Origin of the sequence: Pseudomonas silesiensis, assembly GCF_001661075.1 — a bacterium.
Lineage (GTDB): Bacteria > Pseudomonadota > Gammaproteobacteria > Pseudomonadales > Pseudomonadaceae > Aquipseudomonas > Aquipseudomonas silesiensis.
In genome coordinates this window covers 5,867,237-5,891,277 of sequence record NZ_CP014870.1, presented here as the reverse complement: position 1 = coordinate 5,891,277, position 24,041 = coordinate 5,867,237, and the positions used below count along the sequence as shown (strand labels likewise).

General features: G+C 53.4%; 24 protein-coding genes and 1 pseudogene. 9 read left to right on the top strand and 16 right to left on the bottom strand.

What is annotated here, in order from left to right:
- Nucleotides 1-11: 11 nt before the first annotated feature.
- From PMA3_RS26145 to PMA3_RS26130, 4 genes are read right to left on the bottom strand one after another with little or no spacing between them, the layout of a single operon-like run.
- Complete coding sequence (locus PMA3_RS26145) at nt 12-1,226, bottom strand: pyridoxal phosphate-dependent aminotransferase (protein ID WP_064679886.1); 1,215 nt, start codon at nt 1,224-1,226, stop codon at nt 12-14.
- Nucleotides 1,223-1,861 (bottom strand): RraA family protein, encoded by a 639-nt coding sequence (locus PMA3_RS26140; RefSeq protein WP_064679885.1) that lies wholly within the window; start codon nt 1,859-1,861, stop codon nt 1,223-1,225. The genes PMA3_RS26145 and PMA3_RS26140 overlap by 4 nt, the downstream gene beginning before the upstream one ends.
- The gene (locus PMA3_RS26135; RefSeq protein WP_064679884.1) at nt 1,861-2,523 is read right to left on the bottom strand and encodes an RraA family protein; all 663 of its coding nucleotides are present in this window, start codon (nt 2,521-2,523) and stop codon (nt 1,861-1,863) included. The genes PMA3_RS26140 and PMA3_RS26135 overlap by 1 nt, the downstream gene beginning before the upstream one ends.
- Complete coding sequence (locus PMA3_RS26130; RefSeq protein ID WP_064679883.1) at nt 2,520-3,188, bottom strand: RraA family protein; 669 nt, start codon at nt 3,186-3,188, stop codon at nt 2,520-2,522. The genes PMA3_RS26135 and PMA3_RS26130 overlap by 4 nt, the downstream gene beginning before the upstream one ends.
- A gap of 105 nt (nt 3,189-3,293) precedes the next feature.
- Here PMA3_RS26130 and PMA3_RS26125 point away from each other — a divergent pair, with 105 nt between their 5' ends.
- From PMA3_RS26125 to PMA3_RS26110, 4 genes and pseudogenes are all read left to right on the top strand, one after another.
- A complete protein-coding gene (locus tag PMA3_RS26125; RefSeq protein ID WP_064679882.1) occupies nt 3,294-4,187 on the top strand; it encodes a LysR family transcriptional regulator in 894 nt (297 codons plus the stop codon).
- Between the two features lie 156 nt (nt 4,188-4,343).
- Entirely contained in the window at nt 4,344-5,162 is an 819-nt protein-coding gene (locus tag PMA3_RS26120) for an alpha/beta fold hydrolase (protein ID WP_064679881.1), read from the top strand.
- A gap of 157 nt (nt 5,163-5,319) precedes the next feature.
- A complete protein-coding gene (locus PMA3_RS26115) occupies nt 5,320-6,774 on the top strand; it encodes an alanine/glycine:cation symporter family protein (protein ID WP_064679880.1) in 1,455 nt (484 codons plus the stop codon).
- A gap of 85 nt (nt 6,775-6,859) precedes the next feature.
- Nucleotides 6,860-7,488: pseudogene (locus tag PMA3_RS26110) on the top strand (LysE family translocator).
- 67 nt (nt 7,489-7,555) lie between these two features.
- Here the strand turns inward: PMA3_RS26110 and PMA3_RS26105 are convergent.
- The 3 genes from PMA3_RS26105 to PMA3_RS33750 all read right to left on the bottom strand — a co-directional run bounded on the left by PMA3_RS26105 (nt 7,556) and on the right by PMA3_RS33750 (nt 9,264).
- Complete coding sequence (locus PMA3_RS26105; protein ID WP_064679879.1) at nt 7,556-7,765, bottom strand: hypothetical protein; 210 nt, start codon at nt 7,763-7,765, stop codon at nt 7,556-7,558.
- Between the two features lie 177 nt (nt 7,766-7,942).
- A complete protein-coding gene (locus PMA3_RS33755) occupies nt 7,943-8,425 on the bottom strand; it encodes a hypothetical protein (protein ID WP_420848546.1) in 483 nt (160 codons plus the stop codon).
- Between the two features lie 62 nt (nt 8,426-8,487).
- Nucleotides 8,488-9,264 (bottom strand): SDR family NAD(P)-dependent oxidoreductase, encoded by a 777-nt coding sequence (locus PMA3_RS33750; protein WP_420848545.1) that lies wholly within the window; start codon nt 9,262-9,264, stop codon nt 8,488-8,490.
- A gap of 185 nt (nt 9,265-9,449) precedes the next feature.
- Between PMA3_RS33750 and PMA3_RS26095 the strand changes: the two genes are divergently transcribed.
- Nucleotides 9,450-9,674 carry a DUF2188 domain-containing protein gene (locus PMA3_RS26095; RefSeq protein ID WP_064679878.1) on the top strand — a complete coding sequence of 75 codons (225 nt, stop codon included), beginning with the start codon at nt 9,450-9,452 and terminating at the stop codon, nt 9,672-9,674.
- 17 nt (nt 9,675-9,691) lie between these two features.
- Here the strand turns inward: PMA3_RS26095 and PMA3_RS26090 are convergent, their stop codons facing one another.
- The 3 genes from PMA3_RS26090 to PMA3_RS26075 all read right to left on the bottom strand — a co-directional run bounded on the left by PMA3_RS26090 (nt 9,692) and on the right by PMA3_RS26075 (nt 12,583).
- Complete coding sequence (locus PMA3_RS26090) at nt 9,692-10,414, bottom strand: OBAP family protein (protein ID WP_064680808.1); 723 nt, start codon at nt 10,412-10,414, stop codon at nt 9,692-9,694.
- Nucleotides 10,415-10,514: 100 nt separating this feature from the next.
- Nucleotides 10,515-11,708 (bottom strand): class C beta-lactamase, encoded by a 1,194-nt coding sequence (ampC, locus tag PMA3_RS26085; protein WP_064680807.1) that lies wholly within the window; start codon nt 11,706-11,708, stop codon nt 10,515-10,517.
- Nucleotides 11,709-12,373: 665 nt separating this feature from the next.
- Nucleotides 12,374-12,583, bottom strand: coding sequence for a hypothetical protein (locus tag PMA3_RS26075; protein ID WP_064679877.1), 210 nt, complete (start codon nt 12,581-12,583; stop codon nt 12,374-12,376).
- A 174-nt stretch (nt 12,584-12,757) separates the two neighbouring features.
- On the opposite strand from PMA3_RS26075, the gene PMA3_RS26070 reads away from it, so the two are divergent.
- On the top strand, nt 12,758-13,018 hold the full coding sequence (locus PMA3_RS26070; protein ID WP_064679876.1) for a DUF1652 domain-containing protein: 261 nt from the start codon (nt 12,758-12,760) through the stop codon (nt 13,016-13,018).
- A 33-nt stretch (nt 13,019-13,051) separates the two neighbouring features.
- Here the strand turns inward: PMA3_RS26070 and PMA3_RS26065 are convergent, their stop codons facing one another.
- The 3 genes from PMA3_RS26065 to PMA3_RS32730 form a co-directional block, all read right to left on the bottom strand.
- Nucleotides 13,052-13,462 carry a response regulator gene (locus PMA3_RS26065; RefSeq protein ID WP_064679875.1) on the bottom strand — a complete coding sequence of 137 codons (411 nt, stop codon included), beginning with the start codon at nt 13,460-13,462 and terminating at the stop codon, nt 13,052-13,054.
- A gap of 693 nt (nt 13,463-14,155) precedes the next feature.
- Entirely contained in the window at nt 14,156-15,211 is a 1,056-nt protein-coding gene (locus PMA3_RS26060; protein ID WP_064679874.1) for an AraC family transcriptional regulator, read from the bottom strand.
- A 455-nt stretch (nt 15,212-15,666) separates the two neighbouring features.
- Nucleotides 15,667-16,326: a hypothetical protein gene (locus tag PMA3_RS32730; RefSeq protein ID WP_064679873.1), complete on the bottom strand. Its 660-nt coding sequence runs from the start codon at nt 16,324-16,326 to the stop codon at nt 15,667-15,669.
- 337 nt (nt 16,327-16,663) lie between these two features.
- On the opposite strand from PMA3_RS32730, the gene PMA3_RS26050 reads away from it, so the two are divergent.
- Nucleotides 16,664-18,223, top strand: coding sequence for a GGDEF domain-containing protein (locus PMA3_RS26050; protein WP_064680806.1), 1,560 nt, complete (start codon nt 16,664-16,666; stop codon nt 18,221-18,223).
- Nucleotides 18,224-18,375: 152 nt separating this feature from the next.
- Nucleotides 18,376-18,594 carry a hypothetical protein gene (locus PMA3_RS26045; protein WP_064679872.1) on the top strand — a complete coding sequence of 73 codons (219 nt, stop codon included), beginning with the start codon at nt 18,376-18,378 and terminating at the stop codon, nt 18,592-18,594.
- A gap of 658 nt (nt 18,595-19,252) precedes the next feature.
- Here PMA3_RS26045 and PMA3_RS26035 read toward each other — a convergent pair.
- The 3 genes from PMA3_RS26035 to PMA3_RS26025 are packed head-to-tail and all read right to left on the bottom strand — an operon-like array spanning nt 19,253 to nt 22,628.
- A complete protein-coding gene (locus PMA3_RS26035; protein ID WP_064679870.1) occupies nt 19,253-20,158 on the bottom strand; it encodes a plasmid partitioning protein RepB C-terminal domain-containing protein in 906 nt (301 codons plus the stop codon).
- A complete protein-coding gene (locus PMA3_RS26030) occupies nt 20,155-21,033 on the bottom strand; it encodes a ParB/RepB/Spo0J family partition protein (RefSeq protein ID WP_102136482.1) in 879 nt (292 codons plus the stop codon). Before PMA3_RS26030 ends, PMA3_RS26035 begins: the two co-directional genes overlap by 4 nt.
- 29 nt (nt 21,034-21,062) lie before the next feature.
- Entirely contained in the window at nt 21,063-22,628 is a 1,566-nt protein-coding gene (locus PMA3_RS26025) for a recombinase family protein (RefSeq protein WP_082930426.1), read from the bottom strand.
- A 595-nt stretch (nt 22,629-23,223) separates the two neighbouring features.
- Between PMA3_RS26025 and PMA3_RS26015 the strand changes: the two genes are divergently transcribed.
- Nucleotides 23,224-23,739 (top strand): DUF4823 domain-containing protein, encoded by a 516-nt coding sequence (locus PMA3_RS26015; protein ID WP_064679867.1) that lies wholly within the window; start codon nt 23,224-23,226, stop codon nt 23,737-23,739.
- The last annotated feature ends 302 nt before the right edge of the window (nt 23,740-24,041 follow it).

The window sequence follows — 24,041 nt, the reverse complement described above, 5'->3', positions numbered from 1 at the left end:
TCATTAACGGATTAGCGAAGGGAAGTGCAGAACGCACGGATGGCCTCACAAGCCTGGCGCAATGAAGCGTCATCCAGGGCGTAGGCAATGCGTATGTAGGGGCCAAGCCCAAAGGCGCTGCCCTGCACCACGGCTACATTCGCTTCATCGAGCAACGCGTGGGCAACATCCTCATCGGTTTGCAACACGCGACCAGATGGTGATGTTCGTCCGATGAGCCCTGCACAGGAAGCAAACGCGTAAAACGCACCTGCTGGACTGACGCATTCAAGGCCCGGCGTGTCGTTCAATAGCGCCACCATCAAATCGCGACGTTTTTGGAAAACAGCACGGCTTTCCAGGATGAAATCCTTTGGCCCTTCCAGCGCGGCAAGTGCGGCCTGCTGTGAGATTGAGCTGGCGCCAGAGGTTTGTTGCCCCTGCAGTTTTTCCATCGCTTCCAACAGCCAGCGCGGCCCTGTCGCAAAGCCGATGCGCCAGCCGGTCATGGCATACGCCTTGGAAACACCGTTCATGGTCAAGGTTCGCGGCGCCAGTCTCGGTTCAACTTGAGCCAGGGTCAGGAACACTTGATCATCGAAGATCAGATGTTCGTAGATGTCATCAGCCAGAATCAGCACGTGGGGATGTGCCAACAAGATCTCGGCCAGGGCGTGCAACTCATCCCGGAAGTACACCGCGCCTGTCGGGTTAGACGGCGAATTGAGGATCAGCCATCGGGTCTGCGGGTTGATCGCCTCGGCCAGTGCTGCGGGTGTCAATTTAAAGCCAGTGCCAGCATCGCACGTCACGATCCGCGCTTCACCGCCGCACAGTTGAACCATTTCCGGGTAGCTGACCCAGTACGGTGCCGGCACGATGACCTGGTCACCTTCGTTGAGGGTCGCGGCCAAGGCGTTATAGATCACCTGCTTGCCACCGTTACAGACGAGGGTGTCTTGCCAAGTGACATCCAGGCCGTTCTCGCGACGGAATTTAGCGGCTACCGCTTCTCGCAGTGAACGCGCGCCGGCGACTTGAGTGTAGCGAGTATGGCCGTTTTCAATAGCTTGAATCGCCGCTTCACGCACATGTTTAGGTGTATCAAAGTCAGGCTCGCCGGCGCAGAGTGAAATGATTTTTGCACCTTGCGCCCGGCGCTCAGCCACCCGATCGATGATTCTGTATGTTGCGGAAGGTTGTGCATCCGCCAGTCGCTGATTGAGCCGCTGGATATCGGCGGTCATGCGCGGTTTCTCCACTCAGTCAGGTTCATCAGTTCAAGAGTCGATCGGCCTTCGGTCAATGCCTGCATCATCTCGGCTTCCTTGCTAGCTCGGGCTTCCCCTTCAGCAAAGGTACGGGGCGCATCCGCAATGGGAATGATGATGACGCCATCATCGTCAGCTACCACCAGATCGCCCGGAGCCACCACGGCTCCGGCGAAATTGAAAGCTTGTCCGACAGATGGAGCGCTCGCCTTGACGGTGCCTTTGAGTGAAATACCTCGGGCGAACACGGGAAACTGTCGCTTTTTCAAGGCCGCAATATCACGAACGCCACCATCAATTATCAAACCGACCACTCCAGCTGCCTCGGCTGCCACGGTGAGCACTTCGCCCCAGTAGCCGGCAATAAAATTACCGGTGCCGACGACCAGCACGCTGCCACGAGGTACGCGCTCCATCGCCAGGTGCAAAGAGAGATTGTCACCTGGTGAACACTCCAGCGGGTAGGCCGGTGCGGCGATAAAAGCACCGTCCCAGACTGGGCGAATTGCACTGTCCACCGCGCATGGGAGATGTGAGGCTTCATACAGTGTTGAGCTGCCCAACACTTTTGCCCGTTCGTGGAAATTCAAGGGGAGGGTGAGCGTAGTCATCAGATTTTCCTCTGCAGGCCGTGGTAGCCCAGTGCGTCGCGGGCATCTTTAAGGGTTTTTCCTTGACCAATCATCGTGCGAATGTCGGCTTCAACAGCTTCGATTTGGCGGGCACAGGCGGCCACTTCAGCGGCCCGGTCGCGCGGCACTATCACCACGCCATTGGCGTCAGCAACAACAATGTCTCGGGCGCAGACCCGTACAGTGCCAATCGACACCGGCTGGTTGACCGACTGAACCTGTACTCGGTCTTTACCTGTACGCATGAAACGGCCCTTGCTAAAAATCGGATAGCCGTCGCCCAGAGCTTTGTTAACGTCACGGCACACACCATCGATGACCGTGGCGGCGATTTTTCGGCTACCGGCGTACTGGGTCATGATGTCGCCCCAGACCGTGCAGTCAGTGCGGCCGCCATTGTCGATAACCACCACATCGCCCACGGCTACGTCTTCGATGAAGTCTCCTACGGTGCCGGGTGGCACGCTCGCCGAGACGTACTGCACGGTGAACGCTGGGCCGACGATGACCTTGCGGTAGTTGTCGAGCGGCGCTATACCGAGGCATTGACCCAGCAGGCCAAGCTTGTCCATAGCATCAGAGACCCCAGGAGTGTCGAGCCCCTCGAACAGGGCAATCAGTTCTTGATCATCGATGTTCATCGGGAGCGCTCCACGTGAATAGCTTCGAACTGGGTGTCATGCATGACTTCGGCCACTGAGCGTCCGCTGCGAACAGCTTCAACCATGCCGTCCTGGCGGCGGGCAATACGCTCGCCAAGATCTACAACCTTCTCGATGTAAGCTTGGGGCACGAACACGGTTCCGCATTGATCGGCGATGACGTAGTCGTCTTCACTGACCTTGACGCCGGCGACGTTGATCGTCACGGCGGAGTCAATCTGAACCACTCGGTTGCGCGCGCTGATCATGGTGACCCCACGGCCAAAAACCGGGTAGCCAATCGATTCGCTGCCTTCGATGTCACGACTGAAACCGTCGATGACCGTGCCGCGTACCTGTTTGCATGCCGACGCGTTGGCGAGAATGTCGCCCCAACAGGAGATGCCTTCGATACCACCAGCAATCACCAGAACACGATCGTCGGTGTCGATCTGTTCAACCACGGGGGTAATCAGGTGCACAGTGGGGGCGTTGTTAGATTTAGGTGCGAGCAGAACGGTACTGGCGCGACCGACGATCTTCGGGCAGTTCCACAGCGGACGCAGCCCGACAGTGGCACCCGGCAGGCCGAGGAAGTCGAGCGCGTCGGATACCGTATTGGTATCTAGCGTTGCCAAGCGATCCAGCAAACTATTATTGGTCATGGGGGAGCCCCTTTAGTGGCGGAGGCTTCCAGTGTCAGTTAGACAATTTGATAGGTATATTACTAATTACAGAAGTATCAGATACGTTAAACCTATGGATTAATCATGATCAATTTCCGTCTGATCCGTCATCTCTGGCTGTTCCTTGCCGTTGCCGAAGAGCAGAACTTTGGGCGTGCTGCCAAGCGCCTAGGCATGTCTCAACCCCCCTTGAGCGAACAGATTCAGGTGCTGGAGCAAGCGCTGAAGGTCACGCTGTTCGAGCGATCTCGACGTGGAGCGAAACTAACTCCCGTGGGTGCGGCAATTTTGCCTGCAGTGCGCAAATTCGCTGAGCAACTCGAACGATTGGAGTTGGCGGTGGAAGAAGCAGTGGCGGGCCAGTCGGGGATGTTGACTATTGGCGCAATATCCACAGCGATGTTCGACGTTTTACCGGGCCTGATCGAGCAATTGAAAAACGATTACCCGCACTTGACGGTATCCGTGCGGGAAATCGACAGCGTCGAGGCTGTTCCAGCACTTGAAGCCGGAGATATCGACCTGGCATTCGCCCGACTGGACGGTGATCTCGGCGGGTCGGTCGATTCACTGCCGCTTCTGGAAGATCGCCTGGTGGTGGCCTTACCGAGCGATCATGCCTTAGCTTCACGCACGCGAATCAGCCTATCCAGTTTGTCCAACGAACCTTTGGTGATGTTTGCCCGAAAGGTCAGCCCAGTGTATTTCGACAATCTGATCGCCACCTGCCGAGCGAGCGGTTTTTCCCCTCGCGTGTTGCATGAAGTGCGTTCAGTCGCTTCGCAGATTGCCTTTGTAAGCTATGGCCAAGGCATCGCATTGGTACCAGCCTCACTAAAAAAACTGGCACCCAACAATGTCGTATTTCGAGCTTTGAGCCAGAAGCTAAATGTCGTAACCACGGCGGTTGCCTGGAATGCAGATCGGCCCAATCCGCTAGTAGAAGAAGTCGTTGCGCGTTTTCGGGCGAAGGCGTGAGTAGATTGGGAACGCGAAAGTTTAGTGATAGGTTTAGCGTATCAAAGCCTTCCACAATCAGGATTTTACAGAACGCACGAATCCCTTGAAATTGCATATCTGACTGCCAGCGACTCTCATGTGGCGGCAATCCTTTTCGTTCAAGGAGCTATTAACGTGTCCTCATCAGAAACGTTCACTCACACGCAACTCCCTCTGACGGTAGAGGGTGTCCAGCTGAACGTCGCCGCCATTCACAGGAATGGCGATTTGGCACCGATTGTATTCCTGCATGGTTTTGGTTCGACCAAAGAGGACTATGCCGATATCGCGCTGCAAGCGGAGTTCGTCGGTCATCCTTTCATCGCCTACGACGCCCCCGGATGCGGGGAAAGCCAGTGCAGTGACCTTTCCAAGGTTTCCATCCCATTTTTGATGCAGGTAGCACTACAGGTGCTGGAGCATTTCGAAGTCGAGCGCTTCCATCTGGTCGGTCACTCCATGGGCGGGTTGACTGCTCTGATGCTGGCCCATCAGTTCCCGGAGCGGATAATTAGTTTTGTCGATATAGAGGGCAATATTGCTCCGGAAGACTGCTTCCTCAGCCGTCAGATCGTCGACTATCCGAGTAATGATCCCGAGGCATTTTTCGCGGCCTTCATCGAACGTGCCAGGCACGCCCCGGCATACGCCAGCGCATTGTATTCAGCGAGCTTGAGACACAAGGTGCGTGCTGGGGCAGTACGAGGGATTTTCGAGTCGATGGTCGATCTGTCCGACAACGCCGATCTGATGGGTAAATTTCTTGGATTGAAGTGCCCGAGAATGTTCATGTACGGCGAGCAGAACGCGTCACTGTCCTATCTTCCGCATATCCAGGCTCAGGGGGTACGCCTGGCCCAAATTCCCGCCTGCGGACACTTTCCTATGTATTCCAACCCGATCGCGATGTGGAGCCAAATCGCTGATTTCCTGATCAGCAGCCAATCCGGATAAGTCTGGTCGTCTTGAGCGCTCCCTGATACTTCGCGGGAGCCTGACAGGCTTGGCGGTTGCGATTCAAAAAGCAAGTTCAGCTATTTCACGTGCCCCTTGCAGTGGCTTGTAAGGGTGCGTGCACGCTTGAAATCTATAACAACAAGAGGTTCAAATCATGCTTGAAGTCATTAACAGCTTTCTTTCTGGAAAGCTCCTGATCGTGCTCATCGTGGGCCTAGGTGGCTACTTCACCATCCGTTCGCGCTTTGTGCAGTTCCGCCATTTCCTACATATGTTCAGTGTTTTTCGCGATAGCGTTCAGAAGAGTGCGGGCCAGATCAGCTCATTCCAAGCGTTAATGCTCAGCCTGGCGGGTCGCGTGGGCGCGGGAAATATAGCCGGTGTCGGATTGGCGGTGACGCTGGGCGGGCCTGGTGCGGTGTTCTGGATGTGGGTGACCGCGCTGGTGGGTATGTCCACCAGCTTCTTTGAATGTAGTTTGGGGCAACTGTACAAACGGTGCGATTCCAAGGGGCAGTTTCGCGGTGGGCCGTCGTATTACATCCAGTACGGATTGAAACAAGCCTGGCTTGGAAAAATCATGGCCTTGTTGCTACTGGTAACCTTCGGTTTTGCATTCAATGGGCTGCAATCTCATGCAGTGACTCACTCGCTGAATAATGCGTTCGGTTTCTCTACTACCTACTCAGGTGTGGTGATTGCTGTATTACTTGGCTTGGTTTTCATCGGCGGAATCAAACGTATCGCTGCCGTTTCTGACTTGTTGGTGCCAGTAAAGACCTTGGCCTACATTGGCGTTACCGTATATGTGATTGTGCTTCAATTTGATCATGTCCCTGGCATGTTGATGACCATCTTTAAAAGCGCCTTCGGTCTGGATCAGGCATTCGCCGGCCTAGTCGGCAGTGCCATTGTCATGGGCGTCAAGCGTGGCGTGTTTGCCAACGAGGCAGGACTGGGCAGTGCTCCGAACGTAGCCGCAGTGGCGAAAGTCGACCACCCGGCTGCTCAAGGGGTAGTTCAAGCTTTCAGTGTTTTCCTTGACACCTTTGTGATCTGTACCTGCACAGCGCTGCTGATTCTGCTGTCGGGATTTTACACGCCCGGTTTCGAAGGTGATGGCTTGGTACTCACACAGAATGCACTGGCAGCAGTGGTTGGAGACTGGGGACGTACTTTCATCAGTGTGGCGTTGGCTCTGTTTGTCTTCACTTCGATCCTATACAACTACTATCTGGGTGAGAACAATTTGCGCTTTTTGCTCGGTGACAAGCGCAGTGCCGTCATTGTCTATCGTGGTTTAGTCTTGTTGCTGATCCTCTGGGGGGCTGTCCAGAATCTGGACACGGTTTTCGCCTTTGCCGATATCACCATGACGTTGCTGGCCCTCGTGAATCTGATCGCCCTCGCGCTGTTGTTCAAGGTCGGCATGCGCTTGCTGAGCGATTATGATCAGCAACGCAAAGCAGGCATCAAGACTCCGATCTTCGACTCAAGCCTGTTCAAGGATCTTGATCTTGATCTGAAGGCATGGCCGCCTCGGCCAACAGTGAACAACAACGTTTCTGAGCCTGCAATTCAGGTAGTTGCATCCGCAATACAAAGATGAAAAGTGCCATGTCCGCCGGATGAAGTTGGCTTACAGGCTCATCACCTCCTGTACCATGCAACAACACCCACTATGAGCATTGAAAATGGAGTTTCACTCGGTTCTTGCCTTTACACTGGTTGCTGCAATTGCCATTGCTAGTCCAGGGCCTGCCACCTTGATGGCAATCAACAACAGCCTGGCCCATGGGCAACGCAGCGCAGTGTGGTCGTCCCTTGGTAATGCTTGTGGCCTGTTCTGCCTATCTGCCGCAGCCATGCTGGGGTTGGGGGCGTTGCTTGCCAGCTCTGAATGGCTGTTTAATGCGGTAAAGATCATCGGTGCGGGCTATCTGGTTTACTTGGGGGTAAGGCAGTTGTTCAAAAAGAGCCCGGTATGCAGGATAGCTCAAAGAAGAGCAGGCCTACTCGCTTAAAACTGTACAAGTCTGCTTTCCTGACGGCGGTGACCAACCCTAAGGCAACGATGTTCTTCACTGCGCTGTTCCCGCAATTCATCGACCAGAGCGCGACGTTGCTGCCGCAGTTTCTGATCCTCACCTCGATCTTCATGGCGTTGTCGGTGGCGTCGCTGAGCCTGTATGCGGCGCTTGCCTCTCGAGCCAAGGGCGTACTGACCCGGCCCGACCTGTCCCGGTGGGTCAGCCGGGTGGTGGGGTCGACGTTCATCTGCTTCGGAGCAGCCATCCTGACCATGCGTCGCCAGGCTGCATAAGAGGAGGGCGGCTAGTCGCTCTTTCGGGCCAACTGGGCCCGGCTAGTCTACCAAGCTCGTGAGCTACTCACTCGGGGGCCATAAGCACGGCGAGCGTTAGGTTGATGAACTCTTCGTTCTTGCTGATTGTGTCCAAAGCACCACGAACATTACCAGCGACCTCTGCTGATCCACGCTGCTCGACCCAGAGTGTCAGCTCCATAATGGCAGCCTCAAGTGCGAGCTGGTTTTGATTGATCTTGAAGAGCAGGGAAGGGAGTAGGTCTGCGTTCGACATCGTGATTTCTCCATGGAAGAGGGCGCCGTAGCAAAGTGTCTGGTAAGCCGGACGCGGCTCCGATACCTTCGCGGCCTGGCTGACCAAATGATTTTGGTTTGAGTACAAAGGGCCCGAGAGGGCCCTTTGTGTTCAGCAATGCAACAGCAAACTCCACCAATCGAGTAATTGAAGTTGCTATCGGGAACGGTCTCGCCGTCCTTTAAGCTTGTAGACGCATCCGCCAAACAACAATGCCACGCCTGCAGGCACCAGAATCGATGGTCTGTGCCCGGTTGTACGCCAGCCACCTTCAATACGGCGATTACCTCCTGGCGGCGCAAACAGATTCCCTGATGACGATTCAGACTGTGGGCCATGTTCTACACCCAAGCGAGTCAGCCATCCTGACACGAGCCTGAACCCCGGAACCAGGAAATGTGCCAGACGGGCCATCGTGGCCGCACCTCCCACCGTGGTGCTGGGTCTTGGACGTAACGCACAGGCAACCATCGCTTGGGCGACGAGATGCGGATCATAAAGGGGCGGCGGTGGCTTGAGCGCATGACCGGTGAAGTTACCTGCATCACGAAATCCCGGTGTGTCCATGACAGCCGGATAGATGTCGCACACATGGATATCGGGGTAGCCGATCAGCTCCCCGCGCAACGCTTCACTCAAATCGCGCAAACCGTATTTACTGGCAGAGTAAGCAGCGGCATAGGGTTGTGCGACCCAGCTCCCTAGCGACAGGTGTTGATCAACGTGCCGCGTTTTTGCGCCTTGAAGTAAGGCCATGCCACATAGGCGCCGCGCAGGTATCCGATCAGATCCGTTTGCAGCACTTGCTCGTGTGCTTCAAGCGGTGTTTCCTCGAACCTGCCAACCGCTCCGACGCCCGCATTGTTAATCCAGATGTCGATGCGTCCATCGCCAAACGCGGCAGCTTGATCCGCCAGATCCCGCATCTGTTCGCTGTGAGTGACATCTGTGCAGACTGCCAAGGCTGTGGCACCGCGCGCGGCACATTCTTCGACGACTTCAGCGAGCGCGGCTTCGTCACGTGCCCCCAGTACCAGGCGGGCGCCCTTACTGGCGAATGCATGAGCTGCTGCGCGACCTATGCCGCTTGATGCCCCGGTGATGACCACCAGTTTGTTGTAGAGGGCGCTTGTCGGGTCTCTGCGGTACACCTCAGGACGGTCTCTAACCTCTGATGAGGGTAAATCCACTTGGGCGTTGTATCGCATCTTGTTCAGCTTCAAACGTGCGCCATCGATCAAGGTCAATGTCAGGTCTTCAATGGTACCGGCGACTCGATCTGGAAATACCGGTTCGCCTACAGGATCATGTTCGTCGTACAAAAATCGCTGACCTTCCAGCCACCCGACGGCAGTCATTAATTCGGGGCCCAGATAATATTTTCCGTCGAGGAAGAATCCCGGAAAATTTCGTGTGCGTTCCAGGCTTTCGACGGCGTAACGCTCGCCAGGCTTCATACCGGTCAATGAGTCGATCATGGTGACATCCTCGGGTTCGCTGGTGTTGAGATAGAGGATGGGCTGTCTTCATTGTTCCATCGAGATGACTGAAAGGCAGATAGGCGTCCCTTCAGGTATTTGAGTGTGGCTTTTCAAACTCGCTGATAGCGTTGAGGTCAACCGATCAACACATTGCAAATGCGCGCAGCGCGCTGGGAGATCGGATGGACAACTATCACATCACCAAGACCGACAAGCTCTGGGCACTGACAAAGGAAGGCGCGCAAAGGGCGTCGAAGACGGCCTCGACCAAGGCTGAAATCACCGCGCTGGCGGGTGAGTTCCTTCAGGGCAAAACTGCGTCGCTGAAGATTCACAAAGAGGACGGGACTATTCAGGAAGAAAGAACTTTTCCTCGTAGTGCTGACCCACGAAAATCCAAAGGCTAGCCAGTCATCCTGATGATTCAATGCTGATGCGGACGGCCGGTCGGATCTTCGATTTGGATGACCTTTCCACTGCGCCAGGCGTCAGCACCTGGGTCAATAGCTGGTGCAGGGATGTCGGCCCGAGCTTTCTTTTTCTGGGTGCTATCGACGCCAAGTCTTCTGTCCCGATCGGTCACCAGTCGCTGCTCGATCTGGCCATCAGCGGTGAATCCCATCATCAGTTGCGGAACCCCCAGCGGTAGATCTTTGTTGAGATCGGTGTGCCACGTATGCCAGGTCTTGCCATAGGTATGGATGAGCTTTTCCATAAGCGCATGTTCTGCAATGTCCGGAATGCCGGGGGCAACCAATTGGCCGGACTTCACCTCATGAACATGACTGTGCCACAGCGCTTTTTCAGCGTCGGGCAGTTTGGCAAACAGCTGTTCACTGATGATGTATTCCACCCCCATGAGCTTCGCGTCCTTTCGATTGCCATCGTAGATCACGCATTGGATTACTTCTTCATTCAGGATGGAGCAATAGTGGTGAGCTTCCATTTGAACCTCAGGGTGGCCATTGTAGAAATGGAATCCATCCAGGTAGGCATTGAGTGCATCGATGGGTGGGCGTGACTGGAGTAGGGCGGCGCCCGCATCCAGTGTGCGGGTCGTGGTTGTCTTTTCCTCGCCCGGTGCAATGACATTGGACGACGTAGTGTTACCGGCGCATGCAGTCAGCAAGCCGAGAATCATCAGCATCAACGATGTTCTGGATGCGATGAAGCGTGCGCTGAGGATTATTTTTTTCATTGCAGACTTATCCAGGCTACCTCGCTAAGGTGCGTAGAGTTTCAAGCGCTCAATGACGTGCACTCGACCCAGTCCGAGTGTCCAGGGCCGTCAATATTTCATGGGCGGCTTCCACCTTCGCAGGGAGGGGATAGTCCTTGTTCGCCAGCGTCACGATGCCCATGCTCTTGGCTGGAACAAAGGCCACGTAAGCGCCGAAACCGTCCGTCCTGCCTGGCTTGTTGATGAGCACGTTTCCCTGCGGTGGCAGCGGAGGGTTGAGCCGGGTAATTTCATGGGGCTCAAGGATCATCGGGTACGAGTTGCCTGCGAGCAAGCGGTCGAGCTCTATTGGATATGGGTAGAACTCCCATCCCAAGCCCTGCGTCATTTCTGCGACCTTGTAGTAGCCTGTATGCGTTGCAGTGATGGCACGTTGCAGAGCCTCATCCAGATCCACCTCCTGCATGTTTGCCTCGACGAAACGAATCATGTCCGCTGAGCTGGATGTCACGCCATAACCTTCGGCATATAGAACACCCGGCACCATCCTGGACGGTACTCCCTCTGGGCTATAGCCGTACGCGTAATGACTCATTTGCGCTTGAGGGACTCTGACGTAACTTTGCTTCAGGCCGAGCATGGGAAACAGCTTCTTTTCCAGTAGATCTTCGAAAGGCTCCCCCATGCTCTCGGCGGTCAGAAGGCCGAGCAGACCGATGCTCGGGTTCGAGTAGAGCCTCATTGTTCCGGCGGCATAGTTCGGTTGCCAGTTTTTGTAATAACCGATCATCTTTTCGTGACTGTCCACATCGCCCGGAAACTGCAGCGGCAGACCACCGGGCGTGTAGGTTCCAAGATCGAGCAGGCTAATGTTGTCGAAACTGCTGCCACGCAGCGAAGGCAGGTATTGGCTTGCGGGATCAGACAGGGAGAGCTTTCCGATTTCCTGCGCGTAGGATGCGAGGGTCGCCGTGAAGATTTTACTAATTGAGCCGATCTCGAAAATCGTCTTCTCGGTAACCTTCGGCTTCCCTTCTTCCATGGAAATGACGCCGTAGTTAAAGTAATACTGCTTCCCATGGAGTGTTACCGCCACCGCCATGCCAGGAATGGCATACTTTTGCATCACCGGCCGGATAGCCGCGTCCACGACAGCCCTGAGCCTGTTTTCTACATCATCCCCGGCGACGCAGCTGCCTGCGCCGAGGAAAAATGCGGTAACGGCAAGGGCGCCCAGCTTGGTCATAGTCCTTTCGTACATGATTGAAAGATCCTCCATGCATTTGGAAAACAGTGGAACTTTCTTGGTCTTCATGTTCGATAAAAAAACGTTACAAAGTATTATTTTGTGAAGAGAATAACACGGAGGCATTAATTGCGTCCGCATCAGTGCCCGATTCCAATATATTCATCAGAATATTAGAATTTATCACCAGCCTTCTAATAGTGACTTTGCCTAGGACGATTAATAATTATTTGAAGTCGTGTTGACTTAATATTAGCTCGCCTATACTGACACTTTAGAATCATTGGAAATATTTATTATAGTTAATGGCCGTAAGCCAATAAATATGCGCAAATTTAACGCTGTGAAGGACGTTGGGCGCTGAAAGCCCTGCTCATTCTTGACGCTGTGTGTGCGGTTGTCGAGAGACCGCTTCTGGCCGATTCTGTTGAAAAAGTCGGCCATAATTTCCACGGCAGAAAAGTACGCGCTTGAGATTGAAATCCTTACTTTGAGCAGAGCATTCCGGGCTCAGATTTCGCGTAGCTGTGCGCAAAAAAGGCGTTTTCAGCAGTCAGTCCGTGGGCGGTCTGGAAGGATCGACTTTTTCAACAGAATCGGCCGATGGCTGCCCGTCGACGTGAGTGGCGCGGCCTTTTCGGAGGTCAGCTTGCTGAAAGCCCAACCGTACTATTGGCAGATCACTCAGGTGCCATGAGCACCGCAAGGCTCAGGTTGATGAACTGCTCATTCTTGCTGATTGTGTCTAGAGCACCACGGACGTTATCGGCGACATCCGAAGATCCACGCTGGTCGACCCAATTGGCCAACTCCATGATAGCGGCCTCAAGGGCGAGCTGGTTTTGATTGATCTTGAAAAGCAACGATGGAAGTAGGTCTGAATTTGGCATCGATTTTCCTCCATGAAAAAGCCAAGTTTAGCAGTAAAAAATTGAAGGATCGGCTACGTCACCTCAACGCCAGAGCAGGCGAAACATTTGGTCGTGAATTTGCTTCCGCGCCTTCCTTGACTACTGGGTTTCCTAGACAAGAATGAGTTCAAATTCCCCATTCGAAGGAACGTCATGATCTCCGCTCTTGAGCTCCGACATATCATTGAGAGCGGTTTATTACCACGCTCCTGTACCTGCACCGTGAACCCAAAAGGGGCGCTTTTGATCAAGATGATTGAGCCTTCCTCGGGCCGTGTCGAACTGTTTGTCCCCGGGGTTTTGGCATCGGAGCTCACCTCCAGTCGGGCGATTTCGAATTTGATCAGTGAACTCAGAATTGAAATGGCGGCTCGCCAAAATGTTCTGTGCATGGGCGCGACGGTGAATGGTTGAGTTGCAGCATCAGAACCCGCAGGCTACGTCGATTCAAATTTTCCGGATGGGTTGATCAGGCTGCAGGAGGGACGCCACAGCGATGACCAGGTCGTCCAGTGACCAGGGCTTGTGTAGATAGATGGTTGATGGAGGTACTGTTGTGGGATCTATCAGATACCCTGACGTCAGAATTGCACCGATGTACGGCCATCGACCCCTTACCATCTCGATGAATTCGATACCTTGGATTTGCCCCGGAACACTTTGGTCTGCTATCACCAGCCGGCACTGATCATGCCCTTCCAGCAGATAGGTTAACGCGTCATCAGCAGAGTCGAACGCTACTGCTTTTGCGCCTATCTCCACCACGATATCCACCATCAGCGAACGCAACGTCGGGTCGTCTTCGATGACGATAATCTCTCCTTGAATCGGCAATATCCCTTCCCAGTTGACGTTCACTCATCGATTCCTTAGCCGGGCCCAACGTGCCGACATTTGTAAAGTAAGACTCTGAGTCTATGCCCAATTTCGAGATGCCCGACCCTGAAAACAATTCGTTTTGATGTCTCAAGTCAACGGTTGGCTGGTTACGGTTGAGGAGAGGGTGCGTCGTTGCTGTTGCCCAGCATGCCACCCCAGATGACTGATTCTGAGATGATCGTGACCGCCTGTCATTGGGGTTGAGAATCGTTCTAAAGATTCATGTCTGGATAGATACCAGCCATCCCATACTGAAATCATCATGACCACCAGCGATTCACTTCCATCAGCGGATGGCAAATCTTCCACGTCGTCCAAGGGCTCGATTGCGTACCAGTGCAGAAAGGAGCGTGAACTAGCCCACGCCTATGCTCTGGAGGTTTCTGCAATGCGTGAAGCTCTAACTGTTCAGCGGAAGCTTTGCTCGACGCGGATGAGGGCTTTTAGACGGATGCTGGCGGAACTGGACGTCACTGCCCGCAACGATAAGACAAGGTTACCTGGATGGCCGCCCGAATGATGGAACGGACGTAGTCGTCCGTGCTGTGCCGCGCCGAGCTTTTCCGAATGAAGGTGGCCATGCCTGAGTCCTAGGGCAGACGGGACATCAGGGATAATCCATTGCCGCCAAATGCGAATTCCGACATTAAAAATCAAGGTATAACGCCTACCCTAGCGGACTCGGAGAATCTTGGTTTCCGTGGCTTTATTCGATGATTGAATCAATCGATACTCACCGGGCGTCATGCCGAACCAGCGCAGGCAAGCCTTGTGGAAACTGCTGTGATCATGAAAGCCGAGTAGGTGAGTCACATGCTGCAAATTGAAATGGGAATGACGCAGGTAGAAGTCAGCTAATTGCTGACGCACATAGTTCAGGATATCCGTGAATTGCGTACCCGCTCTCTCCAGTGCCCGTTGCAGTGTTCGTTTGCTGATGCTCAGCGCAGCCGCAATCGATTCCATATTACACGGTACCTGGCTTTGTTCCAGACTCAGGCGTTTGGTGATCAGTGCACGAGTCATGCACACCATGGTGGAGTCATTCAACAGGTCGAGCTGAGCATTGGCATAGCTGTAATGTAGCTTGGCCAACGCTTCGTTGGCCGTGGTCAACGGGCGCAGTAGCTCCTCACCGTCGAATAGGATGCTGTCAGAGGCTGCCCCGAAACGCAGCTCGCAACCAAACAGATGTTGATGCTCAAGGATGTCTTTCGGTTGGGGATAGCTGAATTCCACACTCAACGGTTTTACCGATGTGCCACCGCTCAGCCAACGATAGGCGCCAAGCAGTGTTCCAAGGCTGGCATCAGTGTATTGGCGGGGCTTAATGGAGTCGCGCTGATGATGATCGAGCGTAACCAGGCGGTAATGCTGTTCTTCCTGGACAACAAAAAGGGTGAAACCTGTACCGATCAATGGGCTGAAATGAAGCAGACGTTCGAATGCCTGTTTCAGGTTCGAACTGGACATCATGCTGTAGCCGACGACCTGAAACTGGCCTGGGTGGAAGTGCTTGGCCGATTTCAAACCGATGTCTGGATCGCCGGTAGCTTGAGCTGCCAGATCCCAAAGATGGTAGAGAGTGCTTCGTTCACAGAAAGATCCAGGTATAGCTGTGAGCTTTATATCAAGCCCAGCCTCCTGGCACAGACGTTCGACATCCAATCCATGTTCCGAAAGTGTGTTCACCAGCACGCGGGCATAGCCTGTACTAATTTTATACATAACAATCCCATCTTCTGTTCAATCAGGCGTCCATGACTGCTCAAGCAAAATCGATGCCCGTACGTTATTGGAGTGTCTGAGGCGGGGGGTTGTATCGCGTCATGAGTAATCTCGAATGCATGATGGCATTTTCATATTTCAGATCCGCATGTCGACGCTTCTCCTGATATAGGCTGAAAGCTTTCGTGTCCAAATAAGGACAATCAAGAATATCCAACGCGGCGCAGCTCGAGCTTCGTGCTTCGCTGAGACGTTGGTGATTACGTTCAAGATCCGGATGGGCAGGCTGGATTGGCTTCGAAAAATTGCCTCACAACTGCAATAAATTTAAGACGATGCCGACCAGCAACCTCTCATTGCCAACGCCGCTGGCAGATCGGCACAGACAAGGAGCTGATGGCTAAACTTGGCGAGTTCAGGCTCTTGGCATTTCTGCTCGTTTAGGAGTCATAGGTTCAGGGCATCATTTCGACCATCAGAAAAAGGTAGTTAAATGCGCTATTAGCAGGCATCCAATGTCGAAATGCACCGTGTTGGTGATCGATCCTGGTCATGATGCCCTGTCTATGTGAATTTTTTGTGTATCGAAGAAGCTGGTAGGAAATGCCAGGTTCTTCTTGACCGCCTCTGGGGTCAATGTCGGCCCTGATGAAGAACAAGGGCGATGAGCCAAGAGCCAAGAGCCAAGAGCCAAGAGCGCTGCCGCTTCCTGCCAGTGTTTTCGGCAGGATCGGTAAATACGACCTACTTGCACCGAAAGCGTCATCGCTCCGAACTTTCGCTCGATTTTCCCAGTCGACCAGACACCCAGCCTCATTAGCGCTCGCGGTTAAGTGCCTATGAGAATCTCCGTCGCAAGCGGCCCAAGACGGATCGGGTACAACTACAAATTGGTGGTCGCGATAAATTGTCTTATTTGTGTCGGTGCTGCAGAGCGCATTCAGTGTCATGGCCCATGGGAAGAGAGAAATTGTCCGGATTGCGGACGCTACCGAATTTCTGATGAGCTCATCTTGACCTTGATGGAGGAGGGCCAGATTTTCGATGTCAGCAAAACAAGAGATTGGCTTGATAGCCGGCGTATTGAAGTCGCGATTCCTTCTATCGAGATTCATCAAGCCCTCCTGGTGCCTTGAGTCGACAGTATCGGGCGCCAGCCTCGAATCAATCTGCTCACTCCGGAGCCATGAGACCACTGTTGCAAGAGCGTAGGGACAGCGTCTCATGTTCTTCCAGCATCAATCGTGGCTGACAATGCGCTGCCGGCAGGCCGTCCAGCACTAATCGACGTCAAAACACGCTGTGTGGTCTATCGTCTGACCATGATGACCAATCTATGTGAATTTATTGTCTCACCGCACATATAGGCTTCGTCCAGGCCCCAAGCTCCCGCCTGTTTTTTAAGAGGCTGGCCAAGGGACTACGCAATCTGCGCATTGGAAAATCAGGATGATGTTGACTACGCGGCGCAGCTCCTTGATTGGATTCATTATTTTGGCCGTTGGCCTGGTTGGGTTTTCGGCCTTGTTACTCTTGAAGTCCGAGACTCAACGCAGAGAAACGCGTTTTTCTGAGTACGTGCGGAATATTACCGGCATTGTGCACAATCGGCTTGATACCAATGAAGCCGTGTTGGCGGGTTTTTCTGCGTTTCTACAGGCCGTCGATCAGAGCGATACGGATGCTGCAGCCCGTTATGCGGCAGCCGTTTTATCAGCTTATCCACATATTTATATGCTCGAGGCGGCGAGGGCGGTACCTATTGCTGAGCAGGCTGCCTTTGAAAATCTTCTGCGCCGCACCTGGCGGCCTGACTTTGAACTCAAGGATTTTCCGAGCCTCACTCAACAACCTGCCCAACACCAGGCCTATCTCACCGAGACTTGGCCTGTGCTATTCATGTACCCGTTACTCCCGGAATCCAGTTCAATCTATGGCGTCAGGCTGGAAACCGTCGCCTATCTTTCCTATGCGCTGGCTCGAACCCAAAATAATCAGAAGCCCGTCGTATCACCTGTTTTCTCAATGTATGAGGGTGGCAACGCTTACATTTTGATGCAGTCGGTCATTCGGCCTGAACAGGCACGAGAGAACACCCGCCCCAATTTTTTTGGAAGCACGATGGTGTCTTTGCTATTGATCAAGACGGGCTCGCTATTGGATGCAGTGAATAATGCGAACGTGGATCCCCTCGTACACATCAGCGCTGTCCTGAAAACCGCTGCAGGGACTGAAAGTAACGTGTTTTCAACGCAGGCCGCGCAAGCCGGTTTCCTGGATCGCTTATTCTTGCCATTACTGACTGACCGGGTTGAGATCAAGAGTGTTTCACAACCGATGACCTTATCGTTTGAGCGTCAGTTGCGCTTAGGCGACGTTTTGACTGGGGAAACGTTGATCATCCTTGCGGTTCTGGCAGGAACGCTCGTGCTGATGCCGGTGGTATTGATTCGGCATTTCAAGGCGATAGAAAGAGCAGAGCTCGAACACGAACGTTCGGCCTATCTCGCAAGCCATGATGTGCTTACCCAGCTGCCTAATCGCTACCTCTTTGCCGATCGTTTTGATCAGGCCTTATCCGATTGGAAAGAGAATGGTATTCCGTTTGCCGTGATGTTGATCGACCTGGATCACTTCAAGAAAATCAATGACAAATACGGCCATGAGGTCGGCGATCAGGTTCTCTGGGCGGTCGCCAATCGCATGCTTCAGGCCACTCGTTCGTGTGACACCGTCGCACGCTACGGCGGGGATGAATTTGTCGTGTTGATCACCAATATCACCCAGAAAGAATGCGCTGAAATCAGAGCTGAGCGAATGCTGGCAGCTATCTCCCAGTCGGTCGAAACGACGGTGGGAGAGCTGACGCTCTCATGCAGTATCGGGGTTTCGCTTTGTCCTACCCATGGTCAAAGCCTCGATACATTGCTCAAGGCTGCGGATCAGGCCATGTATGGCGTAAAGGAACTGGGGCGAAAGGGAGTGGCAATGCCGGAAACTCGTACGGTTTAGTTCTCTGGTTTCCTTGGCATTTCACGTTCCGGAGACATCGAAATTGCGAACCGTTCCTATGCCGCTCGCTTCTCATCAGAAACTGCCGAAGAATGCTTGCCGTGATGGCCTATGGCCTCTAATACTGTGGGTAGCTTGGAGAGGGCGTGAAGATGATTTCAAGATTTGTTGTTGTGCCTGCAATCCCAACGGAAACGGGATCGATGCGTAACGGATCGCGTTACTACTGCCAGACCGCACCGATAGGCTTCAACCTCTATGACAATGAGGGAAAGCTGCGGCTGAAGCCAACCTATCAGACCCGAGAGGAAGCTGAGCGTGAGTGCCAGCGGGTTAACCTGGAGCGGTTACAAACCGTCCTGTCAGAGTGAGGATCCATTCCGATCCTCTAGACGTTGACCAATGCCAGGCGGTTACTCGACATTAGGCATTCTGGCCCCCAGCAGATCAGCGGGGTCAAGCGGTGCCGTAACGTACGCTCCTCTCCCGTAGATGCTCGGCGTTCAATAGTGAGCAAACAGCCTCTGCATCGGCCCTGACTTCGAATACGCCATGCTTGCTAGCTGAGCCTCCCTCCACGAGATCTACAACCCTATATTGCTTACTGCCATCGTCCAGTTTGGTGGTCTTGATGACTTTGAATCGTGGCTGCATGGAGGCGTTCCCTGCTAAAGAGTGGTGCCCTACAAGTACCGGCATGACTCCATGATTTCAACCGCTGTTCAGGACTGAGCTGAGACAATTTATGACAGCGCATGGTGCTTTTCCCTTGGGAGGGACGGCGCCTCAGTGTGTTTAGGGCTTTGCATTTCTTGGTTACAAGGAATGTCGAGCAGAGGTTATCGAGAAGAAGCTCTGCTGCTCACGCGCCCACGGAAGTGCCATAGCGCTGACGGCTTTCAAGAGACCCGACACAACCCTGCGTCGAACTGCAGTCCTCGCAGTAGTCATTTTGCCTATGCGCTCGGTACTCCAGGCATTTTCCTGTTGATTTTGCGCCAAGCAACTTGGCGGAGAACAGGGAGGTTGTTACTCTCGTTCTAACTGCCTGGCATCGGAGGTTACGGCTTCCATGATAGACATCAGCTCCTCAAGCAATTCCGCATAGTAGCGAGTGAGATAGCCGGCAATAGCATCGTTTCGAAGGATACGCACGAGATAACCCTTGGCCACAACCAAGACCAGCATTGTCTCACCCAGTGTGTCCTCAACCTGTTTGTAATCATGCTGAAGGTTCTCCATCTCCCGCTCCATGCGGGCTATGTCAACGGCACTGACGTCACTTAGTTTTTTCTTCTTCTCAACCAGCATCTCCGGTCGCGACGCCGCCAAGACCATTCGTGCATAATTTCTCGTAAAGCAGTTGGCCGAGATCATCATTTCAACTGTTTCAATCTGGCGGATGGGCTTCATCAGTCGAAGGGCACGGAACACGTCCTGCGATACCATGCGAACCTTCAGCATCTCCGCGACCTCAGGCGCGATGCCTTTCAGCAAATTTTCTCTCTCATGAACTCTCTCCACATTGATCCCAAGCACCGCCGCAATGCGAGAAGCTGCGATGCCTTTTTTCAGAGCGGAAATGATCATTTTATGTTCTTGGATCGGTGTCAGTCGGTTGATTTGCCGGTTGTAAGTAAAGCCCTCATCGTCGGTCGAAATCAGGCATAGCGCCTCAGTTGCCCCCAATGCCTTGAGTGCCTCTAAGCGAAAATGCCCATCCAACAGCATGAACAAAGTCACTCCATCGGCGACCACAGGTTTGGGGTGAACCACCAACGGCTCAACAACTCCGAGCTCTTTTATTGAGCTCAAAATGCTGGCGTACTTTTTACTTCCGGGTGTCAGTTGGTCGACCTTACGCGAGGGTAGGATTCGCTCGAGGGGAATCGCAATGACACGCTGCTCGAATGCCTGCTTGACCTCTGTATTCACGGCGTCTCTCCCAATATCCGGTCAGCCAGTGGTTTGGGCATGTCCGGAATTTCTTCGTTACGAAGCAGCGTCCTGAAATAGTCATCGGTTAGCAATTTGCGCATGGCGGTGACGATGATCAGCAGCCGTTGTTCGTTGATGTCCGACTTTTTAATCATGACCTTCTGGCGCCGAACCTCTACTTGATAGGCGTGTAGAAGCTTCTGAGGTGTCGGCTTCTCCGTACGAGGCGCTTGCTGGCCATAGCGCTTGCCGAAGGTTTTTCGTTTATCAACGAGGCGGCGCACCCTCATCAGTTGTTCGCCTTTCAGTACGCCGCTTTCGTAGGCTTCAATCATGGCCTGCTGGAGATCAACATCCTTAGAGCGAGCAATTTCCATGGCCAATTTTATCGATAACCAACCTTTCTCCACCGCAGCGATCAGGCGCTCTTCTCCCTGGCGCAAAAGCACAAGGATTCCGTGTATATAGCCTGCATCCAGACAGGTTTTTTCGGCGATCTGCTGGCAGGTATATCCACGATCTGAAAGGATTTGGATTGACATCAAAAGCTCACGATTCGAATGTTTTCGGCGTGCTAGGTTTTCAACCAAACCGATCAGATATCGATCCGCTTCGCTTGCGCTTACCACGATGCAGGGAATTTTTTTCTCCCCCAACGCTTGCAACGCTTCGAAGCGACCTTGGCCACAAACAATTTCATAGGACTCGGTGCCGCCTGTCGTAGGAGCGACGGTAATGGGGCGTTTGAGACCTAACGCCGATATGTTCTCCACCAGCCTGGCAAAGACCTGCTTGTTACGCGCTCGAGGATTGAGCACCCGAATATCTTCGATGGGAATGAGCCTAATGGTCGTCTCTTCCGCAACGTGCATCAGAGCTCTGCGATGAGTCTCGATAGCCGTCATGCGACCCTCCTTAAATCACTGCGGCGTGACAGATCAGAAAGAATCTCCAAGTCGTCGAACCGGTAAATCTCGAGGTTGGCCTGGTTGCTTTCCGCCAGTCGCAGCGTTGGTTTTTCAATCTCGATGGTGGGCAGGATGTAGTAGTCCAGTGCAGCTTCTTCTTGCTCCTTCATGCGAACCGCAACGGTTAGATCCGGGCTCAAGCCATAATCGAAACGGATGTTCCATCGCTTGTTACCCGTGGGTGATACCTGACAACGGCTGAGTACAAGAGAGATGGTCACTTCCTGGTTTACCAGCATGAGATCAGTGCGCGGGTCTACCGAGACCTTTCCACCTACCTCCTCAATCTTCTGAGTCGTTTGCTGAAGGAGCAACGGATGCATTTGCCGAAGACGTTTATTGGCTTCGATGTACTGGTAGTCCCGTGCGGGGGAATACCCGATCAGCGAGTAACAGCGAAGCAAGCTCCCGAACCGGTGCTGATAAGCGCTACTTGAAGGGCAGCCCTCAGACTCGTCAATCACAAGTCCCGATAAATATCCTCTGCGCTTATAGATCGTCTTCAGTACATGGAGCATTTCCTCATCAGGCATGCGGTAGGAACGCGTTTCTATGATTGACTGAGCAGCTTTGAATAGGATGACGCTGACAATGGGAAGGAAGGCTCCATCCGCTCGAATCCATTCTTCAGGAGGGTTCTGCGTATACGTTTGCTTCAACTTGAAGGAGGTATGGTTCCAGACGTTGTTGCCAATGTATTTTTCGTTGATCAGCACCTGGTGCACGGTACCCCGAGACCACGTCCCGGAGCGGTCATTGAGTATTCCTTGAGCATTCAACCAATCAGCAATTTCGCGCTCGCTTCGACCCTCCTCAACGAAAAGCCGATAGATGTGTCGAACCATCTCGATCTCATGTTTCGGGCCTGGCACTAAAATTACCCGGTCTGTTTGGATACTTTTGTGCTCGCCAAAGCTCAGCTCATTTTTAGGCGTGCCATTGCCATCGACTAACTGACGTCTCAGACCGTAGCCAGCAGGGCCTCCTTGGCGATACCCCAGTTCGATGAGACGAGATTGCCCAGCAAACACTTTCACCGACAATTCGCGGCTGTACTCGCCAGCCATCATGCGCTTCACGCTTTTGACGATGTTGGAGACCGGTGAGCCGTCGTTGGTGAATTGCTCCGCACAATATTGAACGGATACGCCCGCTTGCCGGCAGCGAACCTCATAGCTAGCACTGACGTCTGGATCCTGGAAGCGACCCCAGCGGCTGACGTCGTAGACCAGGACTGTCGAGTAGTCGGCGAGCCCTTTCTCGACATCGGAAAAGAGCTGTTTGAGAGCATCTCGACCTTCCAGGCGCAGGCCACTTTTACCTGCGTCTGTGTAAACCTTAGTGATGTCTAGGGCGTGGGTGGCGGCATAAAGGCGGATGGTATCGAGCTGGTTTTCTGTCGAGTATTGCTGATGCTCGGTGGACATCCGCACATAAGCCGCCGCCATGGCCGCGCTTGAACCATTGTTATAGGTACTCGCGCCAATGAGAGTTTGCATCGGCAAGTCCTCAACCTGATCGGGCAGCCGCTGAAGGCGAGGCCGGAAGCCGTGATCAGTTACTTCGTTTTTTTTGAAAGTGGCTCTAAAGAAGGTAGAAGACCGGGGAGGGAAAAATGTTCACGAAAACGGGCAATTCTTTTCTGGCTCAGAAGCAGTACGCGGTCGGAATCGCCAAAGCTCTGCATATGGAGCTTGGAGCCACGCACCAGGCGACCAAAACGTTGATGCGTTGGACTAACGCGAATGAAAGGACGGTAAAGAACTGGTTGGCAGGAAGCAGCGGGCCGAGGGGGGAGCATTTGGTGGCGTTGGTCAAGCATTCTGACCTTGCCCTGGCGGCGTTCCTTGGCATGGCAGAGAGGCCGCATGCCTTAACTGCGTCAGAGCTTCCGCTACTCAGGCAGAAGCTTCAGTCTCTGATAGAGGGAATTGACTCATATCTTTGCGTTGGGGAGGCATAGCTGATGGACGTCAGCAATCGGAGACTCGCAAGCATTTGCTGGCTGCGCGTAAGTTTCCTCACTGGGTACAGGGCGCTTTGTTATATTCCCTTGATCTCTAAATGCATGCAGGCCCTTACAAGGATGTGTTGATGCGCGTTCCCCTGACCCTCACCTTGATCGCTGTGCTTTCTGGTTGCGCAGACTCACACCGCTGGTCACCACAACAAAATGGCTCAGCACGTATTACTGCAAACGACCGGGTCTTCGTCACGACGCCTGCTGATGGCGAATACGGTGATAACGTCTACAGCGGCTCTGGTCGTAATACTACGAAGCTTATTTACAACGCCATGAGTGCCAAGTCCCGCCTGGTTCGCATTGGCGGTTTGGCTGAAAACTTTGAGGACGCCGTCGCCCAAGCTCAACGCGCAGATCAAGACATATTGATCTTCCCGACCATCCTGCACTGGGAGGATCGAGCGACAGAATGGTCGATGATCTCTGAAAAAGTAGAAGTCAAAGTCGACGTCATACGGGTTCAAACCGGTGACGTCATCAGTTCTGGGATTATCAAGGGCAGCAGCGGGCTGGCTACTCTAGGAGGGGATCACCCTCAAGACCTTTTACCGGAACCGGTTGCTGAGTTTGTTTCGTCATTGTTCTAAACGGTTGTCCAAAGTCCAGTTATTCCCGATATATCTTGTCATGAGCTTGTTCAGTGTGTCGGTAACAGCCACGCCATTGGCAAGGTGGGCGGAGTGCTTTCCGCTAGAGAAAGTGACCGCTTGTCTACGCTTATTGGAGTTCTTAACGCTGCCTATGAGCTTTTCGAGATTGACCTTGGAGCAGTAAGGATATGGATGGGCTCGCCAGCCCGAGTATTTGGTTCAAAAACGCTTTGGAGATGCTGATCACAATGATCGGCAGGGTGGCAATTTGCTATCCTTGGGTGTGTTATGGTGAAGCC

Excerpts from the sequence above, each read along its gene's own strand:
- PMA3_RS26145 (WP_064679886.1), bottom strand. The coding sequence starts at position 1,226 with ATGACCGCCGATATCCAGCGGCTCAATCAGCGACTGGCGGATGCACAA.
- PMA3_RS26140 (WP_064679885.1), bottom strand. The coding sequence starts at position 1,861 with ATGACTACGCTCACCCTCCCCTTGAATTTCCACGAACGGGCAAAAGTG.
- PMA3_RS26135 (WP_064679884.1), bottom strand. The coding sequence starts at position 2,523 with ATGAACATCGATGATCAAGAACTGATTGCCCTGTTCGAGGGGCTCGAC.
- PMA3_RS26130 (WP_064679883.1), bottom strand. The coding sequence starts at position 3,188 with ATGACCAATAATAGTTTGCTGGATCGCTTGGCAACGCTAGATACCAAT.
- PMA3_RS26125 (WP_064679882.1), top strand. The coding sequence starts at position 3,294 with ATGATCAATTTCCGTCTGATCCGTCATCTCTGGCTGTTCCTTGCCGTT.
- PMA3_RS26115 (WP_064679880.1), top strand. The coding sequence starts at position 5,320 with ATGCTTGAAGTCATTAACAGCTTTCTTTCTGGAAAGCTCCTGATCGTG.
- PMA3_RS26105 (WP_064679879.1), bottom strand. The coding sequence starts at position 7,765 with ATGTCGAACGCAGACCTACTCCCTTCCCTGCTCTTCAAGATCAATCAA.
- PMA3_RS33750 (WP_420848545.1), bottom strand. The coding sequence starts at position 9,264 with ATGATCGACTCATTGACCGGTATGAAGCCTGGCGAGCGTTACGCCGTC.
- PMA3_RS26095 (WP_064679878.1), top strand. The coding sequence starts at position 9,450 with ATGGACAACTATCACATCACCAAGACCGACAAGCTCTGGGCACTGACA.
- PMA3_RS26090 (WP_064680808.1), bottom strand. The coding sequence starts at position 10,414 with ATGCTGATGATTCTCGGCTTGCTGACTGCATGCGCCGGTAACACTACG.
- ampC (WP_064680807.1), bottom strand. The coding sequence starts at position 11,708 with ATGTACGAAAGGACTATGACCAAGCTGGGCGCCCTTGCCGTTACCGCA.
- PMA3_RS26075 (WP_064679877.1), bottom strand. The coding sequence starts at position 12,583 with ATGCCAAATTCAGACCTACTTCCATCGTTGCTTTTCAAGATCAATCAA.
- PMA3_RS26070 (WP_064679876.1), top strand. The coding sequence starts at position 12,758 with ATGATCTCCGCTCTTGAGCTCCGACATATCATTGAGAGCGGTTTATTA.
- PMA3_RS26060 (WP_064679874.1), bottom strand. The coding sequence starts at position 15,211 with ATGTATAAAATTAGTACAGGCTATGCCCGCGTGCTGGTGAACACACTT.
- PMA3_RS32730 (WP_064679873.1), bottom strand. The coding sequence starts at position 16,326 with ATGAATCTCGATAGAAGGAATCGCGACTTCAATACGCCGGCTATCAAG.
- PMA3_RS26050 (WP_064680806.1), top strand. The coding sequence starts at position 16,664 with ATGTTGACTACGCGGCGCAGCTCCTTGATTGGATTCATTATTTTGGCC.
- PMA3_RS26045 (WP_064679872.1), top strand. The coding sequence starts at position 18,376 with ATGATTTCAAGATTTGTTGTTGTGCCTGCAATCCCAACGGAAACGGGA.
- PMA3_RS26030 (WP_102136482.1), bottom strand. The coding sequence starts at position 21,033 with ATGCACGTTGCGGAAGAGACGACCATTAGGCTCATTCCCATCGAAGAT.
- PMA3_RS26025 (WP_082930426.1), bottom strand. The coding sequence starts at position 22,628 with ATGCAAACTCTCATTGGCGCGAGTACCTATAACAATGGTTCAAGCGCG.
- PMA3_RS26015 (WP_064679867.1), top strand. The coding sequence starts at position 23,224 with ATGCGCGTTCCCCTGACCCTCACCTTGATCGCTGTGCTTTCTGGTTGC.